This is a genomic window from Cupriavidus lacunae (assembly GCF_003353055.1).
In the GTDB taxonomy this organism is placed as follows: Bacteria; Pseudomonadota; Gammaproteobacteria; order Burkholderiales; family Burkholderiaceae; genus Cupriavidus; species Cupriavidus lacunae.
The window spans coordinates 15602-30847 of sequence record NZ_QKWJ01000032.1; the positions used below are offsets into that span (position 1 = coordinate 15602).

The 15246-nt window shown below is 61.9% G+C and carries 13 protein-coding genes; 6 read left to right on the plus strand and 7 right to left on the minus strand.

The window, feature by feature from the left end:
• The first annotated feature begins 380 nt into the window (after positions 1–380).
• Positions 381–1712 (plus strand): Rieske 2Fe-2S domain-containing protein, encoded by a 1332-nt coding sequence (locus DN412_RS23005; protein WP_115213689.1) that lies wholly within the window; start codon positions 381–383, stop codon positions 1710–1712.
• Between the two features lie 15 nt (positions 1713–1727).
• Positions 1728–2903 (plus strand): Gfo/Idh/MocA family protein, encoded by a 1176-nt coding sequence (locus tag DN412_RS23010; RefSeq protein WP_115213735.1) that lies wholly within the window; start codon positions 1728–1730, stop codon positions 2901–2903.
• A gap of 92 nt (positions 2904–2995) precedes the next feature.
• Here the strand turns inward: DN412_RS23010 and nadC are convergent, their stop codons facing one another.
• The 4 genes from nadC to DN412_RS23030 all read right to left on the minus strand — a co-directional run bounded on the left by nadC (position 2996) and on the right by DN412_RS23030 (position 7144).
• Positions 2996–3841 carry a carboxylating nicotinate-nucleotide diphosphorylase gene (nadC, locus tag DN412_RS23015; RefSeq protein ID WP_115213690.1) on the minus strand — a complete coding sequence of 282 codons (846 nt, stop codon included), beginning with the start codon at positions 3839–3841 and terminating at the stop codon, positions 2996–2998.
• A 143-nt stretch (positions 3842–3984) separates the two neighbouring features.
• The gene (locus tag DN412_RS23020) at positions 3985–4563 is read right to left on the minus strand and encodes a MarR family winged helix-turn-helix transcriptional regulator (protein ID WP_115213691.1); all 579 of its coding nucleotides are present in this window, start codon (positions 4561–4563) and stop codon (positions 3985–3987) included.
• Positions 4564–4759: 196 nt separating this feature from the next.
• Complete coding sequence (locus tag DN412_RS23025; RefSeq protein WP_115213692.1) at positions 4760–5752, minus strand: PhnD/SsuA/transferrin family substrate-binding protein; 993 nt, start codon at positions 5750–5752, stop codon at positions 4760–4762.
• Between the two features lie 45 nt (positions 5753–5797).
• On the minus strand, positions 5798–7144 hold the full coding sequence (locus tag DN412_RS23030; RefSeq protein ID WP_115213693.1) for an MFS transporter: 1347 nt from the start codon (positions 7142–7144) through the stop codon (positions 5798–5800).
• 248 nt (positions 7145–7392) lie between these two features.
• Here DN412_RS23030 and DN412_RS23035 point away from each other — a divergent pair, with 248 nt between their 5' ends.
• The 3 genes from DN412_RS23035 (at position 7393) to DN412_RS23045 (ending at position 10261) form a co-directional block, all read left to right on the plus strand.
• Complete coding sequence (locus DN412_RS23035) at positions 7393–8355, plus strand: PDR/VanB family oxidoreductase (protein ID WP_115213694.1); 963 nt, start codon at positions 7393–7395, stop codon at positions 8353–8355.
• A gap of 201 nt (positions 8356–8556) precedes the next feature.
• Positions 8557–9054, plus strand: coding sequence for a bacteriohemerythrin (locus DN412_RS23040; protein ID WP_115213695.1), 498 nt, complete (start codon positions 8557–8559; stop codon positions 9052–9054).
• 205 nt (positions 9055–9259) lie between these two features.
• On the plus strand, positions 9260–10261 hold the full coding sequence (locus tag DN412_RS23045; protein ID WP_115213696.1) for a Bug family tripartite tricarboxylate transporter substrate binding protein: 1002 nt from the start codon (positions 9260–9262) through the stop codon (positions 10259–10261).
• Between the two features lie 339 nt (positions 10262–10600).
• On the opposite strand, the gene DN412_RS23050 is transcribed toward DN412_RS23045, so the two are convergent.
• Positions 10601–11551: a hypothetical protein gene (locus tag DN412_RS23050; protein ID WP_115213697.1), complete on the minus strand. Its 951-nt coding sequence runs from the start codon at positions 11549–11551 to the stop codon at positions 10601–10603.
• A 329-nt stretch (positions 11552–11880) separates the two neighbouring features.
• Entirely contained in the window at positions 11881–12714 is an 834-nt protein-coding gene (locus tag DN412_RS23055) for a class I SAM-dependent methyltransferase (protein ID WP_115213698.1), read from the minus strand.
• Positions 12715–12974: 260 nt separating this feature from the next.
• On the opposite strand from DN412_RS23055, the gene DN412_RS23060 reads away from it, so the two are divergent.
• Positions 12975–14006, plus strand: coding sequence for an AraC family transcriptional regulator (locus DN412_RS23060; RefSeq protein WP_115213699.1), 1032 nt, complete (start codon positions 12975–12977; stop codon positions 14004–14006).
• Between the two features lie 417 nt (positions 14007–14423).
• Here the strand turns inward: DN412_RS23060 and DN412_RS23065 are convergent, their stop codons facing one another.
• Positions 14424–15221 carry an IclR family transcriptional regulator gene (locus DN412_RS23065; protein WP_115213700.1) on the minus strand — a complete coding sequence of 266 codons (798 nt, stop codon included), beginning with the start codon at positions 15219–15221 and terminating at the stop codon, positions 14424–14426.
• Positions 15222–15246 lie beyond the last annotated feature (25 nt).

The following is a 15246-nucleotide window of genomic DNA, read 5'->3' on the forward strand; positions in this document are numbered from 1 at the left end:
CCCCGCTCGGCCCGGCGCTGCGCCGCCGCGAGGTCCGCCTGCACGGGGTCGAGGTCGGTCGCCGCCTTGCGCTGCGCTGCTCGGCCACCGCGAGCCGATCGGCCAGCGCGGCGGCCTGCGCTTCCAGCTTAGCGCGGCCCTCCGCCAAAGCCATGCGCGCATTGTAGGTGCCTTATTGGACTCTCATTAGCAGTCCAGTCGTCAGCCCCCGCTTTGGCGCGGTCTCCCAAATGGGCGAAAGTCATGCCGAACTCCGCACTCCCCCACGCAAGACTCCGACTCGGGTTGACCCTGATCAAATCTTCTTGTCAGCTTAACTAGATATCTAATAGAATTGACCAACACCAGTTGAAGAAGGCTATGACCGCCTGGAGACAAATATGCTGACCCATGAAGAGAATGAACTGTTGTGCCGCGTAGAAGGCAATGCCCCAATGGGCAAGCTGATGCGCCAGCACTGGACCCCTGTTTGCCTGATGGAAGAAATCAGCGAACCGGACGGCGCGCCGGTCAAGGCTCGCGTCTTCGGCGAAGACCTGGTCGTGTTCCGCGACAACGAAGGCCGCGTCGGTGTGATGGACGAGTATTGCCCGCACCGCCGCGTATCGCTGGTGTACGGCCGTAACGAAGACGGTGGCCTGCGCTGTCTGTACCACGGCTGGAAGTTCGACGTGCTGGGCAATGTGCTGGAAATGGTGTCCGAGCCGGCCGCCAGCGGCATGACCGAGAAGGTCAAGCACAAGGCCTATCCTGCGAAGGAATGGGGCGGCATGGTCTGGGCGTACATGGGTCCGCAGGACGCCATTCCCGAATTCGTCGCACCCGCCTGGGCACCGACCGCTGACACCCGCGTAAGCATCGCGAAGGCGCTGCTGCCGTGCAACTGGGCACAGATCCTTGAGGGCGCGATTGATTCCGCACACAGCTCAAGCCTGCACTCGTCCGACTTCGTGCCGGCACGCGTCGGCGGCGCCGAGGCAACGTCGAAGAACTGGCTGCGTCCGTCCACCGACAAGGCACCGCGCCTGCAGGTCGAGCGCACCGAATATGGTTTCCGCTATGCTGCGCTGCGCCGCCCGATCTTCAACGCCAACACGCACGACTACGTGCGCTCGACGGTGTTCGTTGCACCCGGCACCGTGCTGATCCCGCCCAACAACCTGTATAACGTCGCCAACATCAACGTGCCGATGGACGACACGAATACGGCGTTCTACTTCATCGCATGGGGCGATCCCGCGACGACGCCGGAAACCGAAACCTGGCGCAAGTTCCTCCGTCAACAGATCGGCCCCGATCTGGACGAGCGCTACCGTCCGCTGCGCAACCACGAGAACCGCTTCTGGCAAGACCGCCAAGCCATGAAGGCCGGCAATTTCACCGGCATCACGGGCTTCCCGAACCAGGACATCGCCATGTGGGTCACGATGGGTCCGATCGCCAATCGTTCGGACGAGCGTCTGGGCGCGAGCGATCTCGCCATTGTCGAATTCCGTCGACGCATGCTCGATGCCATCGCAGAATTCGAGCAGGACGCCGAAGCCATCGCTACCGGCGCAAAGGCGATCCCGCAGACGGTCTGTTCGTATCAGGCAGTGGTGCCGAAGGAAACCAACTGGCGTGCGTACGCCGCCCGTTATGTCAGCGCGAAACATGCCCTGCCGGATAACGAGCCCGCAGCGATCGCCACCGACTATCAGGTCAGGCAATAAGCGATGGAGCCGGCCATGGAACAGCGCCGTTTGCGCATCGGGGTGGCAGGACTGGGGCGAGCGTTTTCGCTGATGTTGCCCACCTTCCTGCAGGACCCGAGGGTTCAACTCGTCGCCGCGTGCGACCCGCGCGAGGAAGCACGGCAGCAGTTCGCCGCCGATTTCGGCGCACGGACCTACGCGGACGTGCTGGACCTGGCCGGCGACCCCGATGTGGAAGTCATCTACGTGGCCAGCCCCCATCAGTTTCACGCCCAGCACACCGAAATTGCCGCAGCCAACGGCAAGCACGTGCTGGTCGAGAAGCCGATGGCGCTCAACGCGGCCGACTGCGATCGCATGATCGCCGCGTGCCGGGCTGCAAACGTGCATCTGATCGTCGGACACTGCCACAGCTTCGATACGCCGTACCTGCGTACGCGCGAACTGATCCGTTCGGGCGATTTCGGTGCGGTGAAGATGATCCAGGCCTTCAACTACACCGACTATCTATACCGGCCGCGCCGCCCGGAGGAACTCATGACGGCTGAAGGTGGCGGTGCCGTATTCAGCCAGGCCGCGCACCAGGTCGATATCGTGCGGATGCTCGCGGGCTCGCGCGCGACGCGCCTGCGCGCAAGTGTCGGCCGGTGGGACTCGAAGCGTCCGACCGAAGGCGCGTACTCGGCGCTGATCTGGTTCGAGAATGGCGCCTATGCCTCCCTCTCGTACAGTGGGTATGGCCACTTCAACAGTGACGAGTGGATGGGCTGGATCGGCGAGATGGGTGACCACGCAAATCCCGATGCCTACGGTGGCGCTCGGAGGCGGCTTGCGACCCTCTCCTCCTCGAATGATGAAGCGCAGCTCAAGGCCGCCGGCACGTATGGCGGCGCCGCATACAAGCCGCCCTCCACCGCGGCAGACGAGCCGACACGCTGTCATCAGCATTTCGGCCCGGTGATCGTCGCGTGCGAACACGCCGATCTGCGCCCCCTGCCCGATTCCATCATCGTGTACGGCGACCAGCAACGGGAGACGCTGCCGCTTTCCCGCCCCACCGTGCCGCGCGGTGAAGTGATCGACGAACTCTACGAGGCCGTCATCGCGGGGCAGGCGCCTCTTCATGACGGTAAGTGGGCAAAGGGCACGCTAGAGATTTGCATCGCCATACTGAAATCGAGCGAAACCGGCAAAGACGTAGCGCTCTGATCCTCGCCAGAAAACAAGAGCCCTCGCACAGCGAGGGCTTTTCGTTTTTGTGTGGCTCGGCGAGCAGCCGACGAGGACTGCCCCAGCCAACACTACGCGCCTAGCGCCTCAACCCGCAGCGAGAAATCCACCGCCCTGACGTGCTTTGTGAGCCCGCCAACCGAAATGCGGTCCACGCCCGTTTCCGCAATCGCAAGCAGCGTTTCCTTCGTCACGCCGCCTGACACCTCCAGGCTCGCGCGCCCGTTGTTGATGCGCACCGCCTCGCGCATTTGTTCCAGCGAGAAATTATCGAGCAGGATTGCCCCGGCGTCTGCAGAGAGCGCTTGCGCCAGTTCATCCAGCGTCTCGACCTCAACCTGCACCGGCACGCCCGCACCAAGTACCTGTGCAGCTCGCACAGTCGGCGCAATCCCACCACCCGCTGCGACGTGGTTCTCCTTGATCAGGATCCCGTCATACAGTCCTCGGCGATGGTTCTCGCCACCACCGATGCGCACCGCATATTTTTGCGCCAAGCGCAGTCCGGGCAGGGTCTTTCTGGTGTCGAGAACCCGCGCCCTTGTGCCCTTGACGATCTCCACCAAGGCGTGCGTCGCCGTGGCCACGCCCGACAGCAGTTGGATGAAATTGAGCGCCGTGCGCTCCGCAGTCAGAATGCCGCACGCCGGCCCGCTGATCTGGCATACCGCCTGCCCTTCGCGCATCCATTCGCCTTCGCCAACGAACCATTTGATCGTGATGCCCGGCTCGCACTGCCGCAGGGCTTCTTCAAACCATGGCCTGCCGCACAGCACCGCAGCTTCGCGCACCGTGAGGACGGCCTCGGCCGAGGCGACAGGGTCGACGAGCTGGGACGTCCAGTCGATATTGCCAAGATCTTCCGCGAGCGCTTCGCAGACATTGCGCGTCATTGCCGCGCGGGTTGCTACATCCACTTGAAAGGTCCGTATATTGAGCGGAAAAACCGCATGAGATCGACAGCGGCCGCACTGATGCGCCGCCGCCAATCCATTGAATATGTGAAGAAGGGACACCTGGCGACGACCGATGCGAGCCGCCGCACGCATCAGGTACTTTCCTACTCCTCGCCGCGCGCGGCGATCAGACTGCCCATTTCCCGCGTGGACGGGATCCGCAGCGCCGGATCATCCGCCTCGGCTTCATCGCGCGCCATGTTTTCGATGATCGTCAGGAGCACCTTGCGCGCAATGTTGATCTCCGTGGTCTTCAGGCCCTTTACACTGATCTCGTTGACTTCTTCAGCCAGGGGAACGAGCTTGTTTTTCAGGCTACGGCCGCGGGGCGTGAGATACACGTGCGTGTTCTTGCGATTGCCCGGGGCATAGTGACGCTCGACGTATCCGAGCTTTTCCATCGCGGACACCGCGCTGAAAGTGGTCGGTGTGGTGGTGCCGGCCTCGTCGCTGAGTTCTTTCTGCGTCAGCCCGTCGGTGACCCACAGGATGCGCAGGAACGCCCAATGGCCAAATGAGACCTCATGCTGCGCCAGGCGCATCTGCAGCCCACGCACCATCGCGCGGGCTGCATCCTTGACCAAGTGGGCAAGACGATCGTCCGGCACGGCCTCGCGCCAATGCCGCAGGATGGGATCCTCTCTGGAAGCCTTTACCTTGCCAGAAGAACGTGTTGCAACCATGCTTTCCTCGCCGTGACTGTATCCAATATGGTTCACATCATAGCGCGTTCACCGGTGCGCGTGCCGCCTGCTGGCCGCGCACCGATGCCCTGAAAATTCAGAGCAGAAGACGAATGCCGACCGCTGTCCCGCCCCCTTGGTACCGCGCATCTGCCTCCTGCCAGATGCGCGACGGCATCAACGCCCGCTGCGGGAATCAGATCTTGAAGCTTTCCAGGCTGGCTGGGTGGAACAACTCAGCCGGCTGAAGACGACGGCTCGACAGCCCCTCGGCGTGGTGCTGCGCAAGGAAGCGGTCGATTACGTGTTCATTGTTGGCGAATCCGTACGACCAGAAATCGTGACCCATCAGGCGTCGCGCGTTGCGCAGTTGGTCTTCGATGAACGGAAGCGTGACCTTGGTGGCCGACGTATCGCTCAAACGTGCAAGCGCCACTTCCTTCGAATGCTCGAAGGCCTTCACGATGGCGCCTGGCAGCCACGGATGCTGCTCGGCCAGTGTCTTTCGGATGCCAAGCGTGTGCATGATCGGGAACAGCTTGCGGCGCTCGTACCATTCCGCGGCGCTCTTTTGCGGGTCGTCGAAAAGGTACTTGACCTGCGGGTGCCCACGGTCGAAACACGACGGTGCACGCGGTCCGATCACGCCGTCGATCTCCCCCTCGGCCAGCAGATTGGAAATCGTCTTCCCTTCCGGTGCGTTTTCAAGCATGACGCCTTCCGGCAGCTTCAGCGAGATCTTCTCCACGCGCGTCGGGTCTTCGTAACCGCCGCGCACCCAGCGGATGTCCGATGCCTTCAAGCCATACTCCTCTTCGAGGAACATGCGGACCCACACGTTGGCCGTGAGTTGGTATTCGGGCACGCCGATCCGCTTGCCTTTCAGGTCTTCCGGCCGGTTGATGCCGCGATCGGCACGCACGTAGATCGAGCTGTGCCGGAACGCGCGCGACGGGAACACCGGCACGGCGATGTACGGTGAGGTGCCTGCGGCCGTCTTGACCGAATAGCTGCTGAGCGAAAGCTCGCAAATGTCGTAGTCTGCGTGCCGGAAAGCACGGAAGAAGATCTCTTCCGGGTCCTGCAACATGAACACAGGATCCACGCCGTCGATCTGGACGTCGCCGTCGATCAACGGACGCATCCGGTCATAGTTGCCCACGGCGATGGAGAGTTGAAGCTTGCTCATTTATGTTCCTTTCTAACAATCGAAATCTGTCCGTTGCGTGCGCGCTCACGCACCGGATTTCGGCGCCTGTTGCTCACGTGGCACACCGAAGAGGACCGCAACACCGCCAGCGAAGACCAGCACGGCAACCAGCAAGATGCCCGCCGAGAAACTGCCCGTCACGGTCTTCACCCAGCCGAGCACGATCGGGGCGAAGAAGGCGCCGACCTGGCCGAGACTGCTGATGACGCCGATCCCGCCCGCGGCCGCCTCGTCCTTGAGGTAGTTCGGCGGAATGGTCCAGATGATGGCCGCGGCGGCGAAATAGCTCACCGAAACGAGGCTCAGGCACACGATCGCAGCGGCCGGGCTGTGGGTCAGCATCGTCAACAGCGTTGCTCCCGCGGCACCCGCCGTCGTAGACAGAAAGAAGTGCCAGCGACGCTCAAGCCGCATATCGGAGCTGCGTGCAATCAGCAGCATGGCAACGGCGCCAACGATGTACGGCAACGCCGACAGGAAGCCGATCTCCAGCATGTTGGAGATGCCCGTCTGCTTGATGATGGTTGGCGTCCAATAGTTCAGGATCGTGCCGCAAATGGGTACCGTGGCCCAGCCTGCTGCAATCACATAGACGCGCGGGTCGCGCAGCGCAATCATCAGGCGGCTCGGCGCGCTGTCCGGTTTCTGGCGGTGTTCTTCCTCCAGGGCGGCCACGACGATGCGCTTTTGCGCAGCAGTCAGCCACGCCGCATCCTGCGGTTTGTCGACCAGGTAGAACCAGGCAAACACACCTGCAAGCACAGCTGGCAGGCCCTCAAGGAACAGCAGCCACTGCCAGTTGCGGAAGCCCCAGACATCCGTGAAATTCTGGAGAATCAGGCCCGAAAGCGGGCCGCCGATGATGCCGGCCACGGCAATCGCCAGCAGGAATCGCGACGTAATACGGGCGCGACGCTTCGCGGGATACCAGAACGAGAGATAGAGAATGATCCCCGGCCAGAAGCCCGCCTCCGCCGCACCGAGCAGCGTCCGGGCGAGGTAGAACTGCCAGGGCGCGTTCATGAAAGCCATGGCGGTGGAAATGGCGCCCCACAACAGCATGATCCGGGTCACGGTCTTGCGTGCGCCGATGCGCCTGAGCAGCAACGTGCTCGGCACTTCGAGCAGGATGTAGCCAATGAAGAACAGGCTCACACCGAGCCCGTATGCGGCATCGCTCAGTCCCAGGTCCTGTTGCAACTGCAACTGCGCGAAGCTGATATTGACGCGATCGAGGTAGTTCAGTACCCAGCAGAAGAACAAGAAGCTCATCAGCCTGAGTGTGATCTTGCGATAGGTCGCCTCGACGGCTACGCAATCGGTGCTCGGATGCGGGGGCGCATCCGCGTAGCTCAACGTGGAATCTTGCATTGCGTGGTCTCTTGGGGGCGTTTTGTCGACTCGATCGGTCGGACCTCCGCGCTGGGCGGTGGTGGCCTCTCGTTGTCAACCATTTAATTAGACATCTAGTTATAAGACTACGAGGACTTGGTGTCCCTGACAAGTGAGGGTTTATACCGAACCCACCCACCGATGACATCGCTTGCATAATTAGATCTCTAGTCATATGATACAGGCCAACCACTGAAGTGAAACGAGTCAAATAGCGGGAGACAGACATGACTACCCAGGAAAGTGGCTTTCTGCGGCTGAAGATTGCGGAGAAGGAAAAGATTGCACGCGACATCTGGCGCTTTGAGCTGACCGATCCGCAGGGGGCGTCTCTTCCGCCGTTCGAAGCCGGATCGAATCTGACCGTCGTGGTGCCCAATGGCATGCGCCGCAGCTATTCCCTCTGCAACGATTCGCAGGAAAGTCATCGCTATGTCATCGCGGTCAAGCGCGACGGCAACGGTCGCGGCGGCTCCATGAGCCTGATCGACAACACGTCCGCAGGTGATCTGATTGACGTATCCCTGCCGCGAAACGAATTCCCGCTAGACGAGCGTGCAAAGTCGTTCATTCTTGTCGCGGGTGGCATTGGTATCACGCCGATGCTCTCGATGGCGCGCCAACTGAAGGCGGAAGGCTTGCGGGATTTCAAGCTGTACTACCTGGCCCGCGACCCGGAAGGTACGGCGTTCCTGGACGAACTCAGCAGCGACGAGTGGCGCTCGACAGTAAAGATTCACCACGATTTCGGTGACCCCGACAGATCATTCGACTTCTGGTCCCTGTTCGAGCGCTCCAAGGCAGCACACATCTACTGCTGCGGCCCTCAGATGCTGATGGACACGGTGCGTGACATGACGGGGCACTGGCCGTCTGGCACGGTTCACTTTGAGAGCTTCGGCGCAAACAACGCGAAGGCGCAGGTGAACACGCCGTTTATGGTCCAACTCAAGCGCACGGGCACGTCGCTGGAGATCCCGACGGATCGTTCGATCCTCGACGTGCTGCGCGCCGCAAACGTGCACGTTGCGAGCTCATGCGAAAGCGGCACCTGCGGATCCTGCCGAACCGCACTGTGCTCGGGTGAGGCGGATCATCGGGATATGGTGCTGCGGGACGACGAGAAAGCAGCGCAGATCATGGTCTGCGTTTCGCGCGCAAAATCGGGCGAACTGATACTGGACCTCTGAGCCCGCATCCATGGCAGCGCCCCTGCCCGGCTGTTGCCTACCAGGTCCATCGTATTGAGCCAACGGCCTTCTGGCAGCCAGTAAGGTGGGAGCAGTACCCATTGATACATCTGCGACGTGCGAAGCTGCCGCCACGTCAGCGCTGCGGTTCCTGCATCGCATCCCCAGTGCGACATGCGGGCACGACACGAGACCTTGAACATGAACGACCAGACTTCCTCCCGCGCCCCATCCACCCGGGATGCCAGTGCGCCAACGCCGACTAGCGACAGCAGTCTCGCCTGGTCCGATGCGCGTCTGCTCGGGTTCACTCCCATGGACGACGTGCATAAGGAGTTCTACGCGCTTGCACTAAGACTGGTGACCTGCTCGGATGCGAGCGCCGCGGAAGCGGTCGAACAATTCGAAGCGCACGCGATCAGCCATTTCGGTCAGGAAGACGAATGGATGCGCTCCACCAATTTCCCCCCGCGAGACTGCCACGTCGACGAGCATGCGGCAGTGCTGAAGTCGATCGGTGAAGTTAAGCAAGCCGTCGCACAGGGAAATGCCGGCGCCGAACTGGTTCGAACCATCGGGCTGGCCCTCTTTGACTGGTTCCCAGGTCATGCCGACTACCTGGATTCCGCGCTGGCAGCCTGGATGACCAAACTGAACATGGGCGGAAAGCCCATCGTGTTGCGCCGGACGCTTGACTGAATGGCGCACGAAAGCCACATAGAAATCAGAGCCTTTTGGCCGTGTGATTGCTCTTGTGCATGGTGAGCAGCGCTCGCGCGGTCCTTGGGCTCGCCCAAGACCACCATCCGGATTACCCCCGCGCGGCGAGCCCACGAATGCCGTCGTCAGAACGGCATCGCCAAGGGCCGCCGCATGCATTACGATCGTAAAGTGGAGACAATACATGAACCGCCCCCAAATTCGGCTTGCACGACGCAGGCTTTGCCTCAGCCTGGGCCTCGGCCTCACCACAGCATTCGTTCCCGCATTGGCCATGGCCAACCCCGATGCCTGGCCCACCAAGCCCATCCGCTTTATCGTTCCCTACGCGCCCGGAGGCTTGCCTGACACCGTTGCGCGCGTTTTGTCCCAGCAACTCACCCAACGCCTGGGCAAGCCGGTCGTCGTTGACAACCGGCCCGGCGCCAATGGCGTGGTCGCCGCCCAGGCGCTCATGACGAGCCCTGCCGATGGCTACACGTTCCTGGTGACCGACGGCTCGATGATGTCCATCAATCCGGCGATTTACAAGAACCTGTCGTATGAACCCAAGCGCGATTTCGTACCCGTCTCGCTTGCCGCCAGGTCTCCGCTCTTCCTCGCCGTCAATGCACGCGTTCCAGCCAACTCGCTCAACGATTTTGTCGCGCTGGCGAAATCCAAATCGGGCACGCTGAACTATGGATCTTCCGGCATCGGCAGCACCCATCACCTGTCGATGGAAGCACTGAAAACCGCCCTCACGCTGGATATCAAGCACGTACCGTTTCGTGGCTCCGGCCAGTCCGTTCCGGCTTTGATCGGCGACCAGGTCCAGGTGGTGTTTGCTGCCTTGCCGTCGCTGTCGGGCTTCGTCAAATCGGGTCAGGTCAAGATTCTCGGCACCAACTCCCTGCAGCGCTCCGCTCTTGCGCCGAAGATTCCGGCGATCTCCGAAGTGGTGCCGGGATACGACTTCGCTGTGACGGTCGGGTTGCTAGCCGCAAAGGGAACCCGTGACGACGTGGTTAAGAAAATGGCCAACGCGGTTTCCGAGGCAGTCAAAATGCCCGAGGTGGTCTCGCAGTTCCACGTTGCCGGTATCGAACCCGTGGGAGGATCCAGCGCGGACTACGCGAAGGTCATTGCCGACGAGGCGGCTCGCTATGCGCAGGCCATCAAGGTTGCGCATGTCATGGCCGAGTAAGTAGCAAAGTCCATCCGACGCTATTCCTGAGCCTGATGACCAGGCTCAGGATTCACGCCTGCGGTTGGCGCCCACTAATTCTGCTAGCGGTGCCCATCTATCAGGGAGCCGCCTGGCGATCACGCGGCCCGCTCCAATGGCATTCGATTGAACAGTCCCATATTCCAGGCCTTGTCTCTTGGCCGGGTCTCCGATCACCGCAGCACTATCGACACACCGGGACCAGCGCGGCGGCCAGCCACTTGGACACGCCCGCCTGGAAACCCCATGCAGCCCGGCTACGCCGAATTTGATGGGGCATCTGGTTTGCCATGATCAGGATCTTCGCTATCAACGAGCCTATGAGGCCATGATCGGCGCCAGCGCGGCGCCGATTCGCGCCCCTTGGGCTGGCGTGATCATCCCGTTCAGCAATGCGTCGAAACGCGGAATTTGCACGCCCGACACGATGTACTGCCAGCGATACGCGGCAAGAACAGTGGCATTTACGGCTTCGGCCTCCATCGCCGTCATTGGCCGGCGACAGATTCCGACGAAGTAGCGCGTATCGGCTGCAGATTGATCCTGCAGGATTCCGTCGATGGCGCCTACAAGTGCGATCACGTCATCCACGGCCGCATCGCGCGCCTGCGCCGTAAGCTTTGCATTCTCGCGCACCCATTCCAGCTCGTCCAAGATCGCGTGCTGCGACTCCTCTTTCCAGTGAAACAGAAACACGTCCTTGAACACCGGGCAAAGGTCGTTGTCAGGCGCGATGCTAGCCCGGTAGTGCTCCTGAGTGAATAGCTCGATGAGGCAGGTCAGCGCCAGCACCGACCAGGTCGACTTGCTCAGTACGACCGACGCGACATCGTTCGGCTGCGGCAGAAAGGTATACCCCGCCGGCATCCCGAAGCCGATCAGAATCTCGATTCGCCGAAACAACTCTTGGTGCTTCAGCTCTTCGTCTGTGAAGCGAACCAGCGCCTCGAGCGCAGTCTGGTCACCGAGCCAGTGGTCGTGGCTCACCTCGAGGATCTTGGCGCCTATGAAGCGTTCGACCAAACCGAAGATATTGGCGTACGAGCGTCCCTGGATTTGCGACAACAGGCGGCGCTCGTCGGGGCCGAGGAACGGCAGCCGGTCAACGAACGACAAGCCGTCAGGCAGGAATTTCCTTGTAAAGTCGAGTTCGCGATGGCGAATTACGTCGCGATTGATGTCCCACCGGATACGCTTGGACACCTCGATGCACTTGGCGTAATGCGCGGAACTGAAGTGTGGTTGCGAGATGGATTGCGCAACAGGCATGGACGTTCTCCGTGAGGTTTGGGTGAGTGCGACTGCGGCATCGCCGAATCCGTCGGCGGCTGGGGCTTGGCTAATGTCTTGCGTGTTCATGGTGATGATTCCTTTCCGGGTACAAAAGCTCCCGCCTACAGCAGTGCAGGTGCGGAAAGCACGAAGCGCATTTTGGCGATGCGACATGAAGCTCTAGCGATACTGCAAAGCGGTTTTACTCAGTCTGTATCGACCCCGACTTTGTTATCGCCGCGCTAGCCTCCGTTGGCGTCGTTGTTGCGCGTAAACCATCTTGCTGATGTAGGGTTGCTCAGCAGATTGATGACCGCTGGAAGGCATCACTTCCGCTCGATCACCACTTCAAGGTACTCGCTCGGCAGCACCAGCGTGCCATCGCCCGAGCGGTTGTCGCGCTCCATGAGCGCAAGCAAGTCCCGGGTGAAGGCAGCCTGCTTCTCGGCATCAAGCGCGTCGAAGGTCTTGGTCACGGGGCCGTAGTAGGTGCGGAACACTTCGATCCAGTGCGCAGGCGAGCGGTAGCGGAAGGCGAACTCGCGGGTGGTCGTGCGGATCTGCCGTGCAGTTTTTCCGAAGAGCTCCTCAAGCCTTCCCTTCGTGCCCCAGAGTCCCGGTGATTTGACGCCTGGCGCCGGGGGTATGTATTTGCCGATCGTCTTGAACACTTGTCCAATGAAACTCTCGGGCGTCCAGTTCGCCAGGCCGATCCTGCCGCCGGCCTTGCAAACACGCGCGAGCTCGCTCGCCGCCTTGTCTTGGTTCGGGGTGAACATCACACCGAAGGTGGACATCACCGCGTCGAACGCTGCGTCTGGGAACGGCAGGTTCTCGGCGTCGGCTTCCTGGAACTGGATCGTGTGGCCTTCGGCCTGCGCGCGCGCCCGATCGGACTCGAGCAGCGAGGACACATAGTCGGTGGAGGTCACATCGCACCAGCGGCGGGCGGCCGCAAGCGTGGCATTGCCGTTGCCGGCGGCGACGTCGAGCACGCGCGCACCGGAACGCAGATCGAGTGCTTCGCACAGGTTCTCCCCGACGATCTGAAGCGTGGTGCCTACCACGGCATAGTTGCCCGTGGACCAGGCGGCTTGCTGGCGGGTCTTGACTGTGGCGAGGTCGATGGCGGGCGAGGGCGTTGTGACGAAGGCGGGCATAGCGACACTCCTAATGGCATTCAGGGGGATTTGTTTTGGTGCAGAAGCGCGTTAGTCGGACGGCGTCTCAGCTGGCCGGTGCGTGCCTCGCGACAACCTGCGAAGTGCCTTCCACATTCGACTCCTTCGCCCGGATATTGCCGGTTTGCGGCCCTCTGGCACGGCGCCAGTGGTGCTAGTATTGGCGCAGCAGGAACGACATTGAATAACCGGGCGTCCAACTTTCTTGCGCGCGACGCCGCGATTGCACAATCGCCACGATGGATGCCCTCTCCGACGTACTGCGCGTCGTCCAGTTGACCGGCGCCGTCTATCTCGACGGCGCATTTTCGGCGCCATGGTGCGTCATTGGTCACGCAGATTCAGCACTTTGCTCGGCCTATCTGCCGCCCTCCGAGCGCGTCGTCTCATTCCATCTGGTAACAGAAGGAGGGTGCTGGGCGATGTTGCCAAATGATCCCGGTAGCGCGTTGCACGTGGAATCAGGTGATGTCATCGTGGTGCCGCAAGGCGAAACCCACGTGCTCGGTAGTTCCACTGACCTGTCACCTGAACTCTTGGCGCCGTTATTGGCGAATCAAGTGGACACAATGCAGGGTGAAGTCATGAGGCTCGTCCACGGCGGTGGCGGGGCGACCACTCGAATGGTCTGCGGTTTTCTCGCGGCGCAGAACATTTCGAGAAATCCCTTGCTTTCCGCGCTGCCACGTCTGTTCAAGGTCGGTATGCGCGGGTCCAGCGCGTCATGGCTCGAATCATCGCTGCGCTTCGCGACCGAGGAAGCAGCCTCAGCGCATGCCGGCAGTGCGACGGTGCTGGCCAAACTTGCGGAGCTGGTGTTCGTCGAGGCGGTGCGGCGCTACGTCGACACGATGCCCGACGATCGCAAGGGGTGGCTGGCGGGATTGCGCGATCGCCTCGTCGCTCGCGTGCTTGCGCTGATGCACGCGCGCCCGGCGCACCCGTGGACCGTGGAAGACCTCGCCCACGAAGTTGGCATGTCGCGTTCCGCGCTTGCGCAGCGTTTCGCCGACCTGCTCGGGGTGCCGCCGATGCAATACCTGGCGCAGTGGCGCTTGCAACTCGCCGCGCAGCAACTGCGCCTCACCGATCGGCCGCTCGTGTCAGTTGCGGAGGATGTTGGTTACGAATCCGAAGCCGCCTTCAATCGCGCGTTCAAGCGCGAGTTCGGTGTGCCGCCGGCGACTTGGCGCAGGAACGCCGCTGGCTACGCGACTCGCGATCCGGGTGATACGAGCCACGCCGTGTCGGGCGGCACTGCATCTGACTGACGCGCCCGCGACAGCGGCACACATTAGGTCCCGGCATAGCTCGTCGCGCACAGTCTGGCGTGCAGCCGGGCGCCGCATTCAGATATTGGCGAATCGTGCCGGCGGTTCCGGCCCGGACCCGTCGCGATTCCATCAGGCGCTGGCGAGTCCGGCCAGCGCCTTAAGCCAGCTTCACATCTTCAGCCGTGCTCCTTCGCGCTCAGACAGCCATTCAAGCGGCCGCTCCGCTCAAGCAACGGACCTCCGTACTGGGGTCGTGTCGGACGGGTCATCGGCCGTTTCTAGCGCTCGTCCAATCCCACGTGCAAGCGCCCGCATCGCACAAGCCTTAAGATAGATGGACCGTCGTCGGACAAGAAATGGCCGTTCATGGAAACGACCATTTCAGCCCCTGAAGCTAGACGCCTGTAAGCACTTCTACGAGCCCCTGTAGCCGAGGCGCTTCGAAACCGCCTGTGCACAAGCATCCAATGCTTTGGCCACCGGCCCCTCCCAATCGGTATCAACAGTGCCGGTCGGTCCCATGATGGTGATCGTCAGCGCAATGTTTCCCGAATAATCGAACACCGGCGCAGAAAAGGCGACGATCCCTGGCGTGGGATGGTTGATGCCGCGGGACATGTGGCGCGCCCGCGCTTCCTTGATCATTTCCTCGACCACGGCGGCGTCCAGCGGATGCGCAATATCGGGGCCCAGCCGTATGCGATCGTCCAGCAACAGCTTTTCGGTGAACTGGCGTGGCAGGAATGCCGAGAAAACCCTGCCGGTCGCCGTATTGGCGAGCGACATGACCGTGCCGGTGCGGATGTTCGTGTGGATGGGATAGGACGCATCGATCAGCCGCACGATGACCGGCCCAAGGTTTCCCCAAACGGCGAGCGCGACCGCGTGCGACGTTTCTTCCGAAAGCGCTTCGGCGAACGGCGTGGCCTCGCGGATCGGGTTCAGCGTCTGCAGGCTGGTCAGCCCGAGCTGGATGGCCATCGGGCCGAGCAGGTAGTGACCTGTGACCGGGTCCTGGGCGACGAGCCCGATCTTGCCAAAGCTCACCAGATACGGATGGATCTTGCCGGACGGCATGTTCGCCGCCTTCACGAGATCGCGTAGCGCCATCGGCCTGGCCTCGGAGGCCAGCACCTTCAGGATTTCTCCCCCCACTTCAATCGACTGGATGCCGCGGCGCTCTCGCTCGGGTGCCTGGTCGGTCTGTTCCACGGTATGTCCCTGCCATGAGATGGAT